This window comes from Stenotrophomonas sp. TWI700, assembly GCF_039673645.1.
Classification (GTDB): Bacteria; Pseudomonadota; Gammaproteobacteria; order Xanthomonadales; family Xanthomonadaceae; genus Stenotrophomonas; species Stenotrophomonas maltophilia_AA.
The window spans coordinates 34,684-50,469 of record NZ_JBDJMB010000009.1; the positions used below are offsets into that span (position 1 = coordinate 34,684).

Annotated in this window: 17 protein-coding genes; 8 read left to right on the plus strand and 9 right to left on the minus strand. The window is 68.0% G+C overall.

The features are described from left to right. Positions 1-103: 103 nt before the first annotated feature. Positions 104-3,052 (plus strand): EAL domain-containing protein, encoded by a 2,949-nt coding sequence (locus ABE473_RS09015; RefSeq protein ID WP_346489233.1) that lies wholly within the window; start codon positions 104-106, stop codon positions 3,050-3,052. Between the two features lie 33 nt (positions 3,053-3,085). Here ABE473_RS09015 and ABE473_RS09020 read toward each other — a convergent pair whose 3' ends face one another. Next, the gene (locus ABE473_RS09020) at positions 3,086-3,967 is read right to left on the minus strand and encodes a LysR family transcriptional regulator (protein ID WP_346489234.1); all 882 of its coding nucleotides are present in this window, start codon (positions 3,965-3,967) and stop codon (positions 3,086-3,088) included. 115 nt (positions 3,968-4,082) lie between these two features. Here ABE473_RS09020 and ABE473_RS09025 point away from each other — a divergent pair, with 115 nt between their 5' ends. Further along, positions 4,083-4,895, plus strand: coding sequence for a class III extradiol ring-cleavage dioxygenase (locus tag ABE473_RS09025; RefSeq protein WP_346489235.1), 813 nt, complete (start codon positions 4,083-4,085; stop codon positions 4,893-4,895). 108 nt (positions 4,896-5,003) lie between these two features. Next, positions 5,004-6,647, plus strand: a complete 1,644-nt coding sequence (locus ABE473_RS09030) for a Na+/H+ antiporter (RefSeq protein ID WP_176990632.1) — start codon at positions 5,004-5,006, stop codon at positions 6,645-6,647. Positions 6,648-6,792: 145 nt separating this feature from the next. Here the strand turns inward: ABE473_RS09030 and ABE473_RS09035 are convergent, their stop codons facing one another. Continuing rightward, positions 6,793-7,044, minus strand: a complete 252-nt coding sequence (locus ABE473_RS09035; protein WP_259261709.1) for a DUF3297 family protein — start codon at positions 7,042-7,044, stop codon at positions 6,793-6,795. Between the two features lie 136 nt (positions 7,045-7,180). Between ABE473_RS09035 and ABE473_RS09040 the strand changes: the two genes are divergently transcribed. Further along, positions 7,181-7,723: a hypothetical protein gene (locus ABE473_RS09040; protein WP_179461101.1), complete on the plus strand. Its 543-nt coding sequence runs from the start codon at positions 7,181-7,183 to the stop codon at positions 7,721-7,723. A 42-nt stretch (positions 7,724-7,765) separates the two neighbouring features. Here ABE473_RS09040 and ABE473_RS09045 read toward each other — a convergent pair whose 3' ends face one another. The 5 genes from ABE473_RS09045 to msrB form a co-directional block, all read right to left on the minus strand. Then, a complete protein-coding gene (locus ABE473_RS09045; protein WP_176990634.1) occupies positions 7,766-8,038 on the minus strand; it encodes a DUF4031 domain-containing protein in 273 nt (90 codons plus the stop codon). A 14-nt stretch (positions 8,039-8,052) separates the two neighbouring features. Next, positions 8,053-8,550 (minus strand): hypothetical protein, encoded by a 498-nt coding sequence (locus ABE473_RS09050; protein WP_346489236.1) that lies wholly within the window; start codon positions 8,548-8,550, stop codon positions 8,053-8,055. A gap of 151 nt (positions 8,551-8,701) precedes the next feature. After that, positions 8,702-9,646: a flagellar motor protein MotB gene (gene motB / locus ABE473_RS09055; RefSeq protein WP_346489237.1), complete on the minus strand. Its 945-nt coding sequence runs from the start codon at positions 9,644-9,646 to the stop codon at positions 8,702-8,704. Positions 9,647-9,655: 9 nt separating this feature from the next. After that, positions 9,656-10,510: a flagellar motor stator protein MotA gene (gene motA, locus ABE473_RS09060; RefSeq protein WP_176990637.1), complete on the minus strand. Its 855-nt coding sequence runs from the start codon at positions 10,508-10,510 to the stop codon at positions 9,656-9,658. A gap of 147 nt (positions 10,511-10,657) precedes the next feature. Then, positions 10,658-11,125 carry a peptide-methionine (R)-S-oxide reductase MsrB gene (gene msrB / locus ABE473_RS09065; RefSeq protein ID WP_176990638.1) on the minus strand — a complete coding sequence of 156 codons (468 nt, stop codon included), beginning with the start codon at positions 11,123-11,125 and terminating at the stop codon, positions 10,658-10,660. Positions 11,126-11,252: 127 nt separating this feature from the next. On the opposite strand from msrB, the gene ABE473_RS09070 reads away from it, so the two are divergent. Both ABE473_RS09070 and ABE473_RS09075 read left to right on the plus strand, forming a co-directional pair. After that, entirely contained in the window at positions 11,253-11,675 is a 423-nt protein-coding gene (locus ABE473_RS09070) for a classical arabinogalactan protein 4 (protein WP_346489238.1), read from the plus strand. A 174-nt stretch (positions 11,676-11,849) separates the two neighbouring features. Beyond that, positions 11,850-12,020 carry a lana protein gene (locus ABE473_RS09075; protein WP_346489239.1) on the plus strand — a complete coding sequence of 57 codons (171 nt, stop codon included), beginning with the start codon at positions 11,850-11,852 and terminating at the stop codon, positions 12,018-12,020. An 86-nt stretch (positions 12,021-12,106) separates the two neighbouring features. Here ABE473_RS09075 and ABE473_RS09080 read toward each other — a convergent pair whose 3' ends face one another. Next, positions 12,107-12,586, minus strand: a complete 480-nt coding sequence (locus ABE473_RS09080; RefSeq protein ID WP_019185754.1) for an Lrp/AsnC ligand binding domain-containing protein — start codon at positions 12,584-12,586, stop codon at positions 12,107-12,109. Positions 12,587-12,735: 149 nt separating this feature from the next. On the opposite strand from ABE473_RS09080, the gene ABE473_RS09085 reads away from it, so the two are divergent. Together ABE473_RS09085 and alr are read left to right on the plus strand one after the other, a co-directional pair. Next, positions 12,736-14,046, plus strand: coding sequence for a D-amino acid dehydrogenase (locus ABE473_RS09085; RefSeq protein ID WP_346489240.1), 1,311 nt, complete (start codon positions 12,736-12,738; stop codon positions 14,044-14,046). After that, positions 14,025-15,098: an alanine racemase gene (gene alr / locus ABE473_RS09090; RefSeq protein WP_346489241.1), complete on the plus strand. Its 1,074-nt coding sequence runs from the start codon at positions 14,025-14,027 to the stop codon at positions 15,096-15,098. The genes ABE473_RS09085 and alr overlap by 22 nt, the downstream gene beginning before the upstream one ends. A gap of 8 nt (positions 15,099-15,106) precedes the next feature. Here the strand turns inward: alr and ABE473_RS09095 are convergent, their stop codons facing one another. Continuing rightward, on the minus strand, positions 15,107-15,673 hold the full coding sequence (locus ABE473_RS09095; protein WP_346489242.1) for a DUF3016 domain-containing protein: 567 nt from the start codon (positions 15,671-15,673) through the stop codon (positions 15,107-15,109). Positions 15,674-15,786 lie beyond the last annotated feature (113 nt).

Below are 15,786 nucleotides of genomic sequence, written 5' to 3' on the forward strand. Positions count from 1 at the left end.
GCGATCAAGGCGTCAAGAATCCCGGGCAGCGGCCGCTCAGGTTTGGGGAAACCAGGAAGCGTTTACAGATGAAGTCAGCCTGTCGTGCGGAAAAAGGGTTGCGATGCCCGCGTTGAACCGTGCCCTGGCGCGGCCGCTGCGGACCTTCGTGTGGCTCGGGGTCTGCCTGGGCGTGCTGCTGGCCGCCGGGCTGGTGGCGATGCTGGTCAATGATGGCCAACGCAGGCAGGAGGCCGCGCAGCGCCAGAGCTCGGCGCTGGCGACCGGTGCCCAGCGCCTGCTGCGGCTGGAGCTGCGCAATCTGGAGCGGGCCATGCAGGGCATTTCCCGGGACGGCGCGCTGCTGTTCCAGCGCGTGCCCGCGCAGGCCCCGGACCTGCTCGATGCGGGCATCGCAGGCACCCTGCAGCGGCATGCCGAGCTGCACAGCATCGTCGTGGTCGATCAGTACGGGCGCGCCCTGACCAGCGGCAGCGGCGACCTGCAGTTGCCGCTCTGGGCAGTGGATGACAACCGCGGCCGGGGCAGCCAGCTGTTCCTCGGTCCGCCGCAGGCGCTGGACAGCGCGCACTGGATCCTGCCGCTGGCGTTGCCCATGGGCGGAGACCGCTGGCTGCTCGCACGGCTGCGCACGTCGGAGCTGCAGTCGGTCATCGGCGGCATGGATACCGGCGGGGCCGGGGTGATTTCGATCACCGACCCGCAGGGCTATGTGCTGGCGCGCAGCCCCGATCCGGTGGGCGTGGTGGGGCGCCGCTTCGGCCTGGGCAAACGCGAGCTGCTGCGTCGCGACGCCCTGACCCCATTGGGGACCGAGACCAGCGCAGTCGATGGCATCGAACGCATCTCCAGCCTCAGCACGCTGGCCCAGTACCCGCTGGCGGTGTACGCCGGGTTGGGCCGGCGCGACGTGCTGGCGGCCTGGTGGCCGTATGTGCAGGCCTCGGTCGCGGTCTACCTGCTGTACTGGGCGCTGTTTGGCGCGGTCTATGTCAGCCTGCGCCGCGCCACGCGCGACCAGGACAGCCTGAGCGAGGAGCTGCGTACCGGCCATGCGGAACTGCATATGGCCCATCAGGTCGGCAAGGTCTGCACCTGGTACGTGGACGAGGATGCCTGCCTGCTGCGCTGGTCACCGCTGGCCCGCGAGATCTTCGGCATCGATATCGAGAGCCTGCCGCTCGCCGATTTCTTCGCGCGGGTGCACCACGATGACACGGCGCGCATGCAGCAGGCCTTCGACGCCGCGTTCGCCGGCAGCGGCGTGCTCGATGAAATGTTCCGCCTGGTGTTGCCGGGCGGGGCGATCCGCTGGGTCTCCGCGCGCGGCCAGCGGGTGGCGGTGGTGGACCGCGAGCGGCGCATGATCGGCGCGCTGACCGATGTCAGCGAGCGGGTCGACGCGCTGGCCCGCGTGCAGCAGGCCGAGCGCCAGTTCCGCCTGTTGTTCGATCGCAATCCGGCGCCGTTCTGGGTGTTCGATCCGGACACGCTGCGCTTCCTCGAGGTCAACGAAGCGGCGGTGCGCCAGTACGGCTACAGCCGCGATGAATTCCTGTCGATGAGCATCCTCGACATCCGCCCGCGTGAGGGCTGGGAGGAAATCCGCGGGGCGATCGCGCAGGCCCGCATCGGCGATGTGCAGGACGCGCAGGTGCGCCTGCACCAGCGCAAGGACGGCAGCGTCTTCGAGGTGCGTGCGCATCTGGCGCGGCTGGATTTCGATGGCCGCCAGGCCTGCCTGGTGCTGGCCGAGGACGTCAGCGAGCGGCTGGCCTATGAGCGCGACCTGGCCTACCACGCCACCCACAACCCGGCGACCGGCCTGCTCAACACGCGCGCACTGGCCGCGCAGCTGGACGAGGAGGGCGGGGCGTACACGATCGCGTACGTGCAGTTCCGCGGCCTGCAGCTGGTGTCGGACACGCTGGGCCGCGAAGTCGGCGACGTGGTGCTGCAGGCGATGGCCAAGCGCCTGGGCGGGCTCGGCGTGCGCTACGGCCTGCTGGCCTTCCAGCCTGCCGAGGATTTCATCTTCGCCATCCGCGACGACCATCAGCGCCAGACCGCGCTGGATACGCTGGTGCAGACGGTGTCCGAACCGGTGCGCGGGCAGGATTGGCTGCACCAGTTCGAGCCGCGCATCGGCGTCGCCGTGAAGTTCGACGGCGATGCAAGCACGGCCGAGCAGGTCATCGGCATGGCCGCGCAGGCCGCGCATGCGGCGCGCGACGAAGGCAATGTCATCGCGTGGTACGACACCACCGTGAGTTCCCGTTTTGCCGAGCGGCTGCGCCTGGCCGGGCGCATCCACAGTGCGATCGATACCGAGTTCGAGCTGTACTACCAGCCGATCTGCCACGCCGGCGACAGCAGCCCGGCCGCGCTGGAAGCCCTGCTGCGCTGGCCGCAGGCGGATGGCAGCTTCATTCCGCCGGGCGAGTTCATCCAGCTGTGCGAAGACACCGGGCTGATCCTCGCGCTTGGCCGCTGGGTGATCCGCGCTGCGGCACAGGCACAGCGGCAGCTGGTCGATGCCGGCTGGGACCTGCCGATCGCGGTGAACGTCTCGGCGGTGCAGTTCTTCAACAGTGACCTGGTCGCCGAGTTCACCCGCGCCAGCCAGGAGTTCGGGCTGGCCCGCGGTGCGCTGCAGGTCGAGCTGACCGAGAGCAGCCTGATGCGCAAGCCGGGCCAGGCCAAGCAGACCATGCAGCGCCTGCACGAACAGGGCATCATCATTTCGCTGGATGATTTCGGCACCGGTTACTCGAACATGTCCTATCTGCAGCATCTGCCGCTGGACATCCTGAAGATCGACCGCAGCTTCGTGGCGGACGTGGAAACCAATCCGCGCAATGCCTCGATCTGCCGCGCGCTGCTGTCGCTGGGCCACAGCATGGGCCTGACCATCATCGCCGAAGGCGTGGAGACCCCGGGCCAGCATCAATGGTTGGCCGCGCACGGCTGCGACCAGGTGCAGGGCTATCTGCTCGGCCGGCCGATGCCGCTGGCCAAGGTGATCGCGCAGCTGGACGCGGTGGAGGCGTAACGCCGGGGGCTGCCCGGCCGCCGCCACGCGTGGTCAGCCCAGTGCTTCGACCAGGTAATCGATGAAGCTGCGGACCTTGGGCGCCAGATGGCTGCGGCTGGTGTACACCGCATGGATGCCGATGCCGGGCACCGCCCACGTGGGCAGCACGCGTTCCAATCGGCCATCGGCGATCGCCTCGGCGACCAGGAAGTCCGGCTGCACGATGATGCCCATGCCGGCGATCGCGGCCTCCCGCAGCACATCGCCATTGTTGGCGCGGACGCTGCCGTGCACCGGCACGGAGACCTCGCCGCGCGGGCCGTGCAGCTGCCAGGCATCGCCACCGGCCCAGTAGCTGTAACTCAGGCACTCGTGTGCCGACAGATCTTCAGGCTGCTGCGGGCGGCCATGCGCATCCAGATACGACGGCGCCGCGCACAGGCTGATCTGCACGTCGGCGAGCTTGCGCGCGATCAGGGTCGGGCTGGGCTGGCGGGTGATGCGGATCGCCACGTCGTAGCCTTCTTCGACCATGTCCACCAGGCGGTCGGACAACGACAGGTCCAGTTCCACCTGCGGGTAGCGCGCGCGATAGCCGGCCAGCAGCGGACCGAGCCGCGCGATGCCATAGCTGACCGGCGCGTTGATCCGCAGCCGTCCGGAGGGCTCCAGCGCCTGCGCGCTGATGCCGGCCTCCAGCGCATCGAACTCGGCCAGCAGACGCACGCACTCGGCGTAATAGGCCGCGCCCGTGCTGGTGGGGCTCACGCGGCGGGTCGTACGGTTGAGCAGGCGGGTCGACAGGCGCTTTTCCAGCGCGGCGATCTGCCGGGTGACCCCCGCCGTGGACAGGTCCAGGGCCTGCGCGGCGGCACTGAAGCCGTTGCGCTCGACCACGGCGACAAACACACGCATGGCGTCCAGAGTGTCCATTGTTTCTTTTTCCGGAATAAACAGCGTCGATGCATCGTATTTATTGGCCGATCCGTACGCAATAGTCTGAGATCCAGCAACCGCCCCGGTGGGCGTGCCGCTATTGGAGTCCGTAATGTCCCGCTTGCCTTCCCTCTACATCTCGCACGGCTCGCCGATGACCGCGCTGAATCCCGGCCTGGTCGGCGAGCGCCTGGCCGCGCTGGCGGCGCGCCTGCCGCGGCCGCGCGCGATCGTGATGGCCTCGGCGCACTGGCTGACCCACCAGCCGGTGGTAGGTGGGCATGCCCAGCCGCCCACGATCCACGATTTCGGCGGTTTTCCACAGGCGCTGTTCGATCTGCAGTACCCGGCGCCGGGCGACCCCGCACTGGCCCTGGAGATCGCGCAGCGGCTGACCGCGGCCGGCCTGCCGACGGCGATCGATCCGCAGCGCGGCCTCGACCACGGTGCCTGGGTGCCGCTGCGCTTCCTATACCCGCAGGCGGAGATCCCGGTCGTGCCGCTGGCGATCCAGCCACTGCTTGGGCCGGCCCATCAGTTCGCGCTGGGGCGCGCGCTGGCACCGCTGCGCGAGCAGGGCGTGCTGTTGATCGGCTCGGGCAGCATCACCCACAACCTGCACGATTGGCGCAGCTATCAGGACGGCAAGGAGGCGCCCTATGTGCGGCCCTTCATCGAGTGGGTGGAGCAGCGCCTGCAGGCCGATGACAGCGCCGCACTCCTGGACTACCGCCGTCAGGCCCCGCACGCGGCGCAGGCGCACCCGAGCGACGAGCACCTGCAGCCGCTGCACTTCGCGATGGGTGCGGCCGGTGGCGATGCGCTCGGCGCGCAGCGTATCGATGCCGGCATCGATGCGGGGTTCCTGGCGATGGACATCTATCGCTTCGACGGCGCCGACGCGCAGCTGCTGTCCGCCGACTGAGCCTGGTGCGCCCCGCGCATTCGCGTGGCGGCGCACGTGTGGTACGTTTTTTCCTGTTTCCGGCGCCGGCTGCCCGCAGCCTCCCCCGCGCTGCTTACTGGAAAATGCATGCATACCATTGAAGTCGTCCTGGCGATGCTGGTGGCGGTGGTCGCCAGCGGCTACCTGGTCCGCGTCCTGCCGTTGTCCCTGCCACTGCCGCTGGTGCAGATCGGGCTGGGCGCGGTCATTGCCGGGGTGTTCAACCGCGGCCACGCGCTGGAGCCGGAGATGTTCTTCCTGCTGTTCCTGCCGCCGCTGCTGTTCCTGGATGGCTGGCGCATCCCCAAGCAGGGCCTGTTCCGCGATAAAGGCGTGATCCTGGAGCTGGCGTTCGGGCTGGTGGTGTTCACCGTGATCGGGGCCGGCTTCCTGATCCACTGGATGATCCCGGTGATGCCGCTGGCCGTGGCCTTCGCGCTGGCGGCGATCATCTCGCCGACCGATCCGGTGGCGGTCAGTTCGATCGCCTCGCGCGCGCCGATCCCCAAGCGGCTGATGCACATCCTGGAAGGCGAGTCGCTGCTCAACGATGCCTCCGGGCTGGTCTGCTTCCGCTTCGCGGTGGCGGCGGTGATGACCGGCACCTTCTCGCTGGCGACGGCCTCGCTGACCTTCCTGTGGGTGGCGGTGGCCGGGTTGGCGATCGGCGTGGCGGTGACGCTGGGCGTGTCGACCTTCCAGCGCTGGCTGTGGCGGCGCTTCGGCGAGGAGCCCGGTGCGGCGCTGCTGGTGAATCTGCTGATCCCGTTCGCCGCCTACCTGCTGGCCGAAGAGTTCAACGCCTCGGGCATCCTCTCCGCGGTCGCCGCGGGCATCACGATGAGCTACGTGGAACTGAGCGGCCGTGTCTCGGGCAGCATGCGCGTGCAGCGCACGGCCGTGTGGAACATGCTGCAGTTTAGCTTCAACGGCATCATGTTCGTGCTGCTTGGCGAGCAGCTGCCCGGCATCGTCGAGCGCGCGATCAAGACGGTCAGCGAGAGCGGGCACCACAGTGCGTGGTGGCTGCTGGTCTACGTGGTGGTGATCAACCTGGCGCTGGTGCTGCTGCGCCTGGCCTGGGTGTGGCTGTCGCTGCGCTGGAGCCTGCTGCGCGCGCGGCACCGGGGTGAAGCACGCCCGGGCACGTCGTGGCGGATCGTGGTGGCGACCTCGCTGGCCGGCGTGCGCGGTGCGATCACCCTGGCCGGCGTGCTGACCCTGCCGCTGTTCCTGCCCGATGGCAGTGCGTTCCCGGCGCGCGATCTGGTGATCTTCCTGGCCGCGGCGGTGATTCTGATCTCGCTGGTCGGGGCCAGCATCGCGCTGCCGCGCCTGCTCAAGGGGCTGGAACTGCCGGCCGATTCGGGCGAGCGCAAGGAAGAAGACCTGGCCCGCAAGCTCGCCGCCAAGGCCGCGCTGGCCGGGGTGGAGCGTACGCGCCAGCAGCTGGTGCAGAACCAGACCACCGAGAACGTGCAGCTCTACAACGACGCCGCCTCACGGGTGAGCCTGCTGTACCAGCGCAATCTGGAGAAGGACGCGGGGCCGGATGCCGATCCGGAAAAGGTGAAGCGGATGGAGCAGGGCTATCGCCAGCTGCGCACCGCCGGGCTCACCGCCGAGCGCGAAGAGCTGTTCCGGCTGACCCGGCGCGGGAAGATCTCCGATGAGATCTCGCGCCGGCTGATCCGCAACCTGGACCTGCTGGAAACGCGGCAACGCGATTGAGGCCGCACCGTGCCAAGGGTAGAGCCACCCCATGGGTGGCTGCGCGGACCCGGCGGGATTCCCGCGCCCGGGATGAAGGGCAGCCACCCATGGGGTGGCTCTACCCCGGCACACGTGGGATCAAGCGTCTCCGGCAGACGTGGGATCAGGCGTCCGGCTTCTGATCCAGGAAGTAGGCCACCACGGTGCCCTTGATCTTGATCGTCATCGGGTTGCCGCGGCGGTCACGGGCCTTGCCGGCCTGCACGCGGATCCAGCCTTCGCTGACCGAATACTCCTCGACGTTGTCGCGCTCGACATCGTTGAAGCGGATGCCCACGCCGCGCTCCAGCGCAGCGGCATCGTGGAAGGGGCTGGTCGGGTTGATCGCCAGGTGATCGGGAGGGGTATCGCTCATGGTCACAGGATGCTGACGACCACCAAGGCCGTCTTCTGGCGTACAGGATAAACCGCAGCGGGCCCCGCGCCGAATTTCGCTTCCTGCCAACGCCCTTGCACGGCAGAATGCGCCCCTGTCTCCAGGAATACCGGTCATGCCCGACAACAGCGATTATTTCGACTTCGAAGAAGAGGAACGCGATTTCGACGAGGACGATTTCGAGGCGCGGATCTGGAACCTGTTCGTGCTGATCAACCCGGGCGATGAAGAACTGGCCCTGCAGCAGTTCAACCGCTGGCGCGAGGCGCTGCTGGAAAGCGGTGAAGGCATCGATGAAGACGCCGACTGGCTGCCGCCGATGATGGCCGCGATCGCCTGGCAGTCCGGCTTCGAGGTCGAGCGCAGCGATGCCGATGCGCTGATGTCGGCCGTCAACGAGCTGTCCGCGCGCTGGAATCTGCAGATCGACTGGGGTGGCGACCTGGACGATGAGGATTTCGCCGCCGGGGTGGATGCGCCGATGCTGATGGCCACCGCCCACGACCGCCTGCGCGAGCACAACTACGCGCTGTGGAGCGTGGATACCGGCAATGACACCCTGGCCGGCTGGATGGCGCTCAACCGCGATGACGACGCGATGCTGGCGCTGTGCTCGCTGCTGGGCGTGGAAGTGCGGCCGGGCAGCGATCCGTTCTGACGGCGTGACTGCGGTCTGCGTGTGCCGACCAACGGTCGGCACCTACCGGTATTGGCTTCTCGCATTGGCGATGACCGCTTTGACCAGCGCGCGGTCCGTATGCCGTGAGATGGCCTGTGCGCCCAGGGCGATCGCCTGCAGGCGCAGCGGGGCGGGCACGTCGTAGTGCGCGCCGCTGCGGCGGTTCTGGAACGCCCGCAGCGGAATCCCGAGCTGCGCCGCCATGGCGTGCAGCTCGGGCAGGGTGTCGGCCATCAGATGCGCCCAGCGCTCGCCGCGCCAGGGGTGTACCGCATCGTCGATATAGACCGTCACCGGATCGCCGTGGCTCAGGCCTGCGGCTTGTCGTCGCTGGCGGCCGGGGCCGGCTCGGCATCGGCCGGGGCAGCGGCGGCGTCGTCGGCCACGATCGCGGCCTCTTCGGCGTCGGCTTCGTCGTCACCTTCCACGCCTTCGAACTCGGAAACCAGCTGCGACAGGTACTCGTCGGCGGTCTTGCCTTCGTCGGCGGCCAGGTCGTCGATCAGCTGCTGCAGCTGGGTCGAGTACTCCAGGTTGACCTTGCGGCCTTCCTTTTCCTGGACGTTGGACAGGTGCTTGAGCATGGCCAGCATCGGCACCGGGTTGTCGGCGTTGCCCATGGTCTGGCCGCCGATGGCCAGCAGCCACTCGGTGCCCTGCAGGCCGATCGCGGCGACGACCTGGCCTTCTTCGTTGGTCAGCACGGCATGGTTCTGCACCGGCTGCTGGGCGTTGAGGCGGTTGATCGGACGCTTGGGCTGCTGCTTCTTGCGCTTGTCGCGCTTGGCCTTGGACTGCTTGGACATGAGAACGGTCTATCTACAAAAGGAAAGACCCATTGTAGTGCCGGCCGCTGGCCGGCTCCACGGATTCCTTGAAGCATCCAGCAGCTCCGGCCGCTGGCCGGCTCCACGGATTCCCTGAATTCCCCCCCTGCAGCTCCCGCCGCCGCGCCCCTTACGGCGCGACAGCCGGCGCCAGCGCGGCCTGGATATCCGCGTCGGCCGCCGTGGGCGACAGCGCCACTTCCTGGCCGGCACCGGCCAGAGCGGCGGCCTCGGCGGCCTTGGTCATCACCACGATGCTGATCCGGCGGTTGATCGGGTTGTCCGGCTGGGTCCGGTCGAACAGCACCGAGGAGGACAGGCCGACCACACGGGTCACCTTGTCTTCGGTCATCCCGCCATCAAGCAGCGCACGCCGGGCGGCGTTGGCGCGGTCGGCGCTGAGCTCCCAGTTGCTGTAGCCATGCACGGCGTTGTACGCGGTGGTGTCGGTATGCCCGGTGATGCTGATCCGGTTCGGCACGTGGTTGATGAACTGCGACAGCTCCCGCAGGATCTCGCGCGTGTAAGGCTTGAGCGTGGCGCTGCCCATGTCGAACATCGGGCGGTTCTGCTTGTCCACGATCTGGATGCGCAGGCCTTCCGGGGTGAGGTCGAGCAGCAGCTGGTCCTTGAACGGCTCCAGCGCCTGGCTCTTGCTGATCGCTTCTTCCAGCTCCTGCTTGAGCGCTTCGAGCTGCTGCTTCTCCCGCTCGCGATCGGTCTGCGGCACCGGCTTGGTGGCCTGCTGGCTCTGGAAGGGATCGTTGCTGTTGCCGCGCGAGATGTCGGTGGCGCCACCCAGTTTGATCATCGAGGTGCTGGCGCCGCCCGGACCGGCCATGCCGGGGGCCGGAGTGGAACTGCTGCCGGCCAGCGGGCTGGGGTTGCGGAAGTATTCGGAGATCGCCGCGCGCTCGGGCTTGGTGGTGGCGGCCATCAGCCACAGCACCAGGAAGAAGGCCATCATCGCGGTCACGAAGTCGGCATAGGCCACCTTCCAGGCACCGCCATGGTGCGCGGCGTGGCCGGCCTTCTTGACCCGGCGGACGATGACGGTGGGTTTGTTCTCGGCCATGGCGCTGCCTTACTTGACCGTCTTGAGGTGCTGTTCGAACGCGCTGAAGCCCGGGCGCACGTTGGACGGCAGGGTCTTGCGGGCGAATTCGAGGGCGATCTTCGGGTTGTAGCCGCGCAGGCAGGCCAGCAGGGCGGTCTTCACCGATTCGTAGATGCGCGCGTCCTGTTCGGCGCGGGCTTCCACGGCCGAGGCCAGCGGGCCGACGAAGCCGTAGGCCAGCAGGATGCCCAGGAAGGTGCCGACCAGTGCGCCGGCGACGTGCGCGCCGACTTCGGTGATCTCGCCGCCGATCGAGCCCATGGTGATCACGATGCCGAGCACCGCAGCGACGATGCCGAAGCCCGGCAGGCCGTCGGCGACCTTGTTGAGCACCGCCGCCGGCTGCATCGCCTCGCCGTGATGCTTCTCCAGCTCCATCTCCAGCAGCGGCTCCAGCTCATGCGGCTCGATGTTGCTGCCGATCATCAGGCGCAGGCAGTCGGTGATGAAGTCGACCAGGTGGTGGTCGGCCTGCACCTTGGGGTAGTTGGCGAAGATGCTGCTCTCGGCCGGGCGCTCGACGTGGTCTTCCAGCGCCATGAAGCCTTCGCGACGGGCCTTGTTGAGCAGTTCGTAGAGCAGGCTGAGGACGTCGATGTAGTCCTGCTGCTTGTAGCGCGGGCCCTTGAACACGCCGACGGTGGCCTGCAGGGTCTGCTTCACGGTTTTGACCGGGGTGCCGACCAGGAACGCGCCCAGCGCGGCGCCGCCGATGATCACCAGTTCATAGGGCTGCCACAGCGCGCCGAGTTTGCCGTGCGCGCCCACATAACCGCCGAGCACGCTGAGGATGACGACGAGAAGTCCAACGATGATGAGCATGGGGCCGACGCGGGAAGGGGATACCTCCATGTCGGCCCCTTCACACCATTTCTGAAGGGGGGCGTTCGACCAATGTCACACTTTTGAGCTGGCGCGTGCGGGCCAAGCCACAGGCAGGCCTCAGGCGTGCGGGCCGACCGGTCGTGCCTAGGCCGCCGCGCCGGCTTCGGCACCACCGCGCTGCAGGGGATCCGGATAGGCCTGCCCGTTGGGCGTGAACGACAGCGAGACCGAATTCAGACAGTGGCGCTCGTGGGTCGGCGGCGGGCCATCGGGGAACACATGGCCGAGATGGCTGTCACACCGCGCGCAGACGATTTCGGTGCGGACCATGCCATGGCTGGCGTCGCGGATCTCACGGACATGGGCCGGGTCGAAGGGCGCGAAGAAGCTCGGCCAGCCAGTGCCGGAGTCGAACTTGGTGCTGGAGCGGAACAGCGGCAGGCCGCACAAACGGCAGCCGTAGACCCCGTCCTGCTTGTTGTCCAGGAACACCCCGCAGAACGGCGCCTCGGTGCCATGGTGCAGCAGCACGCGCTGCTCATCGGCGCTGAGCCCGGCCACCAGGGCCTGGCGCTGGGCGTCGGTGGGCGGGGAAAGGTCGAAAGCGGTCATGGGCAGTCCTCGTGGCGATGCACCCTACATTGGGCCGCCGCCCGGGAGTTCCAAGCCGCCGTTGTTCATGGCGCTGATACCCGCACGGGTGCATGGTGAAGACCTGAACCGCCGCCGGGAGACCGCCATGTACCGCCCACGCCGCCTCGCCGCTGCCCTGCTGGTGCTGCTGCCGTTGACCGCGGCCGCGCAGATCGGCCCGCCGCCCAGGCCCACCGCCACGCGCCCGGTGGTCGCGCCGCAGCCGACGCCCACGCCGCTGCCCACCCCCGTCCAGCCGGCACCGGTCGACAGCCTGTCCGGGCAGATGGCGCCGGTGAAGTCGTCCGCGCAGACCCAGCAGCAGCTGCGCACGCATCCGATCCAGAGCAAAGGCCCTTCGCAGCCCGCGCCGATGCAGGGGCCCGCGGTACAGGGCAAGGTCTACGACCGTCACGGCCGGATCATTCCCGGGGCCCGCCAGGTGAGCCCCAACCGTGTGCTCGATACCCGCACCGGCCGTTACTACGATTCCATCCCCAGCGGCGACGGCCAGCAGATCAAGCCGTAAACGACGGGCGTGGCCGGCGGACAAGATGAATGGTTTACATCGCCTTGCCCGCAGTCATCGGCGTCAACGGGCGGCCTCACTGATTTTTCGCCTGTGATTAACCGGATCGGCGAGACCCTGTCCCCGCGCCGCAAACACAGCGCATCCCCGAGGTTTTTCGAGAAGAGTGCAATCATGACTAACCAGCAGAACCGCAGTCCCGGCAAGATGCCGCAGGAGCAGCAGGGCAGTCAGCAGCAGAACCAGAAGCCCGGCCAGCAGGACCAGCAGCAGTGGGACCAGCAGAATCAGAAGGGCGGCAAGCAGCAGGACCAGAAGCATCAGGACCAGAAGCAGCAGCGCTGATGCGCTTGACGCAATGAACGAAGGCGGTGCGCCCATGCGCGCCGCCTTTTTGCGTTTGAACCACGCAACTCAGGTACGCGATCGGATCAATCCGGGATCGGCAGGGTCAGCGTTTCCTTCACCTCTTCCATGACGATATAGCTCTTGGATTCACGCACGTGCGGCAGGGTCAGCAGCGTGCTGCCGAGCAGCTTGCGGTACGAGGCCATCTCGCTGATGCGCGCCTTGAGCAGGTAATCGAAATCGCCCGAAACCAGATGGCATTCCAGCACGTTGGGCAGCTTCAACGCCGCACGCCGGAACTCTTCGAAGATGTCACCGGACTTGTAGGCCAGGCTGATCTCCACGAACACCAGCAGGCTGGCCTTGAGATAATGCGGATCGAGCTTCGCGTAGTAGCCGGTGATGGCGCCGTCGCGCTCGAGCCGGCGGACGCGCTCGGTGCAGGGCGTGGTCGACAGGCCGACGCGCTCGCCCAGCTCGGTGAAGGAAATCCGGCCCTCGTCCTGCAGGATGCGCAGGATCTTGCGGTCGATCTTGTCCAGTTCGCGGGCACGCGCGGCCATCGGCGTCAGCCTCTCAAGGGTGTTGGCAGGACAATACCCTGCCTGCGGCTCTAAAAACAGGCGAATTGCTTGGTTGTGGCTGACTATACTTCCTCAATTATGGTCCCGGCGTGCTCCTGCGCAGGGAATGATCGGGTTGGAGAGGTGTCATGCGCGTTCTAGTCCTTGGCAGCGGTGTGATCGGCACGACCAGTGCCTGGTACCTGCGGCAGGCCGGCTTTGAAGTCACGGTCGTCGACCGCCAGCCCGGTCCGGCGCTGGAAACCAGTTTCGCCAACGCGGGCCAGCTGTCGTTCGGCTATACCTCGCCGTGGGCCGCCCCGGGCGTGCCGCTCAAGGCGGTCAAGTGGCTGTTCTCCGAACATGCACCGCTGGCAATCCGTCCGGGTCTGGACTGGCACCAGTACCGCTGGCTGGCGCAGATGCTGCGCAACTGCACGCACGAGCGTTACGCGATCAACAAGGCGCGCATGGTGCGCATGTCCGAGTACAGCCGCGACTGCCTCAACGAACTGCGCCGCGAGACCGGCATTGAGTTCGAGGGCCGCGACCTGGGCACCACCCAGCTGTTCCGTACCCAGCAGCAGCTGGATGCCTCCGCGCAGGACATCGAGGTGCTGGCGCAGTACGGCGTGCCCTATCAGGTGCTCGACCGCGATGGCATCATCGCCCACGAACCGGCCTTGGCCGGCGTGGCCGACACGCTGGTCGGCGCGCTGCGCCTGCCGCGCGACCAGACCGGCGACTGCCAGCTGTTCACCCGCCGCCTGGCGCAGATGTGTGTCGATGCCGGGGTCGAATTCCGCTTCGACCAGGACATCGCCGGCCTGCAGAGCGACGGCGACCGCATCACCGGTGTGCGCATCGACGGCAAGCTGGAAACCGCCGATCGTTACGTGGTCGCGCTCGGCAGCTATTCGCCGTCGCTGGTCGCGCCGCTGGGCATGCAGCTGCCGGTGTACCCGCTCAAGGGTTACTCGCTGACGCTGCCGATCACCGACCCGGCGATGGCCCCGACCTCAACCATCCTGGACGAAAGCTACAAGGTGGCCGTGACCCGCTTCGACGACCGCATCCGCGTGGGTGGCATGGCCGAAGTGGGCGGGTTCGACCTGTCGCTCTCGCCTCGCCGCCGCGCCACGCTCGAGAAGGTCGTGCGCGATCTGTACCCGCACGGCGGCGATCTGTCGCGCGCCGAGTTCTGGACCGGCCTGCGCCCGGCCACGCCGGATGGCACGCCCGTGGTCGGCGCCACGCCGTACCGCAACCTGTTCCTCAATACCGGCCACGGCACTCTGGGCTGGACCATGGCGTGCGGCTCCGGCCGCTACCTGGCCGACCTGATGGATGCCCGCCAGCCGCAGATCAGCACCGAAGGCCTGGATATTTTCCGTTACACCCACCATGCCGCGTCCGTCCGTCACCGTGAGTCGAGTTCATGCGCCCAGCCCGTGCGTTGATTGATCTGGAGGCGCTGCGCAGCAATTACCGGCTGGCACGCGAACTGGGGGGCGGCAAGGCCGTTGCGGTGATGAAGGCCGATGCCTACGGCCACGGTGCGGTGCGCTGCGCCCGCGCGCTGCAGGCCGAGGCCGATGCGTTCGGCGTGGCCTGCATCGAGGAAGCGCTGGAATTGCGGGCCGCCGGCATCACCGGTCCGATCCTGCTGCTGGAAGGCTTCTTCGACGCCGATGAGCTGCCGCTGATCGTCGAACACGATCTGTGGTTCGCGGTCGGCGCGCCGTGGCAGGTCGAAGCGGTCGTCGCCTTCCAGACCACCGCCACGCTCACCGTGTGGTTGAAGCTGGACAGCGGCATGCACCGCCTGGGCCTGTGGCCGGACGAGTTCCGCGCCGCGCATGCCACGCTGAGCACGCTGGCGCATGTCGGACCGATGGTGCTGATGACCCACATGGCGCGCGCCGACGAACTGGACAGCCCGCGCACCCGCGAGCAGGCCGATGTGTTTGCGGCCGCCATCGAGGGTCTGGCCGGGCAGACCAGCCTCTGCAACTCGCCGGCGCTGCTGGGCTGGCCGGACGTGCGCAGCGACTGGGTCCGTCCGGGCCTGATGTTGTACGGGATCAACCCGATGCCCGCGCATACCGCGCTGACCCAGCGCCTGCGCCCGGCCATGACGATGCGCTCGAAAATTTTCGCGGTGCGCGATATCGCGGTGGGCGAGCCGGTCGGCTATGGCGCGCGGTTCGTCGCGCAGCGGCCGACCCGGGTCGGCGTGGTCGCCCTGGGCTATGCCGATGGTTACCCGCAGTTCGCGCCGAACGGCACGCCCGTGCGCATCGATGACCAGCCCGGCATCGTGATCGGTCGGGTCTCGATGGACATGCTCACCGTCGACCTCACCCACCTGCCGCAGGCGGGTATCGGCAGCACGGTGACGCTGTGGGGCGATGCCCCGCGCATCGAGTCGCTGGCACCGCTGTGCGGCGTCAGTGCCTACCAGCTGCCGTGCGGCGTGAAGCGGGTCGTGCGCGAGTACGTCGGCGGCTGAGGCAGGGCTCAGGAACGGGCGGTGGCCTGGTTGCGCAGCTCGCGCCGGATCCAGTCATCCAGCAGACGCTTCTCGTAGCGCAGCGGATCGGTGTCGCTCTGCCGGCCGATGTTGTGCAGGTAGCCGGTGTCCTGCAGCTTGCGCTCGCCTTCGCCGATCACCTGGCCCTGCGCATCCTTGAGGGTGTAGGTCAGCGACACGCGCGGCGGATAGATGTCGCGCATCACCCGGATGTCGTTGGAGCGCGGGCCGTGCCACGGCTCGTAATCACCGGCGCGTTTGATGTCGGTAAACGTCACGTCCAGCGTCTGGCCAGGCTGCAGCTCCTTGCCGGCGGTGGTCTGGACGTACTTGGCCAGCTGCTGCACCCAGTCGCCGCGTTCGGCTTCGAAGCGGTTGTTGCTCTGGCGGATCTCGGTGAACTGCGCCGGGTCGGTCCAGGTCACCTGGACCGGGCCATCGGCCTGGAGCGCGCGCGGGGCCTGCGGGTCGGTCACGGTGCGCGGGGCGGCGGAGGCACTGCCGATGAGCAGCAGGCCAGCCAGCGCGCCGGCGATCAGGGATGTGCGGTTCATGACAACTCCTGGGTCGCGATCACAAGTGGGATCAGGTGCCCAGTGTGATCCCGATCCGGGTGGCCCACAATGCAGGCGTGTATGCTCCGCCTCTGCGGTTGGCGCCAATTCAC

Coding starts and splice junctions, on each gene's coding strand:
- ABE473_RS09015 (WP_346489233.1), top strand. CDS start 104: ATGCCCGCGTTGAACCGTGCCCTGGCGCGGCCGCTGCGGACCTTCGTG.
- ABE473_RS09020 (WP_346489234.1), bottom strand. CDS start 3,967: ATGGACACTCTGGACGCCATGCGTGTGTTTGTCGCCGTGGTCGAGCGC.
- ABE473_RS09025 (WP_346489235.1), top strand. CDS start 4,083: ATGTCCCGCTTGCCTTCCCTCTACATCTCGCACGGCTCGCCGATGACC.
- ABE473_RS09030 (WP_176990632.1), top strand. CDS start 5,004: ATGCATACCATTGAAGTCGTCCTGGCGATGCTGGTGGCGGTGGTCGCC.
- ABE473_RS09035 (WP_259261709.1), bottom strand. CDS start 7,044: ATGAGCGATACCCCTCCCGATCACCTGGCGATCAACCCGACCAGCCCC.
- ABE473_RS09040 (WP_179461101.1), top strand. CDS start 7,181: ATGCCCGACAACAGCGATTATTTCGACTTCGAAGAAGAGGAACGCGAT.
- ABE473_RS09050 (WP_346489236.1), bottom strand. CDS start 8,550: ATGTCCAAGCAGTCCAAGGCCAAGCGCGACAAGCGCAAGAAGCAGCAG.
- motB (WP_346489237.1), bottom strand. CDS start 9,646: ATGGCCGAGAACAAACCCACCGTCATCGTCCGCCGGGTCAAGAAGGCC.
- motA (WP_176990637.1), bottom strand. CDS start 10,510: ATGCTCATCATCGTTGGACTTCTCGTCGTCATCCTCAGCGTGCTCGGC.
- msrB (WP_176990638.1), bottom strand. CDS start 11,125: ATGACCGCTTTCGACCTTTCCCCGCCCACCGACGCCCAGCGCCAGGCC.
- ABE473_RS09070 (WP_346489238.1), top strand. CDS start 11,253: ATGTACCGCCCACGCCGCCTCGCCGCTGCCCTGCTGGTGCTGCTGCCG.
- ABE473_RS09075 (WP_346489239.1), top strand. CDS start 11,850: ATGACTAACCAGCAGAACCGCAGTCCCGGCAAGATGCCGCAGGAGCAG.
- ABE473_RS09080 (WP_019185754.1), bottom strand. CDS start 12,586: ATGGCCGCGCGTGCCCGCGAACTGGACAAGATCGACCGCAAGATCCTG.
- ABE473_RS09085 (WP_346489240.1), top strand. CDS start 12,736: ATGCGCGTTCTAGTCCTTGGCAGCGGTGTGATCGGCACGACCAGTGCC.
- alr (WP_346489241.1), top strand. CDS start 14,025: ATGCGCCCAGCCCGTGCGTTGATTGATCTGGAGGCGCTGCGCAGCAAT.
- ABE473_RS09095 (WP_346489242.1), bottom strand. CDS start 15,673: ATGAACCGCACATCCCTGATCGCCGGCGCGCTGGCTGGCCTGCTGCTC.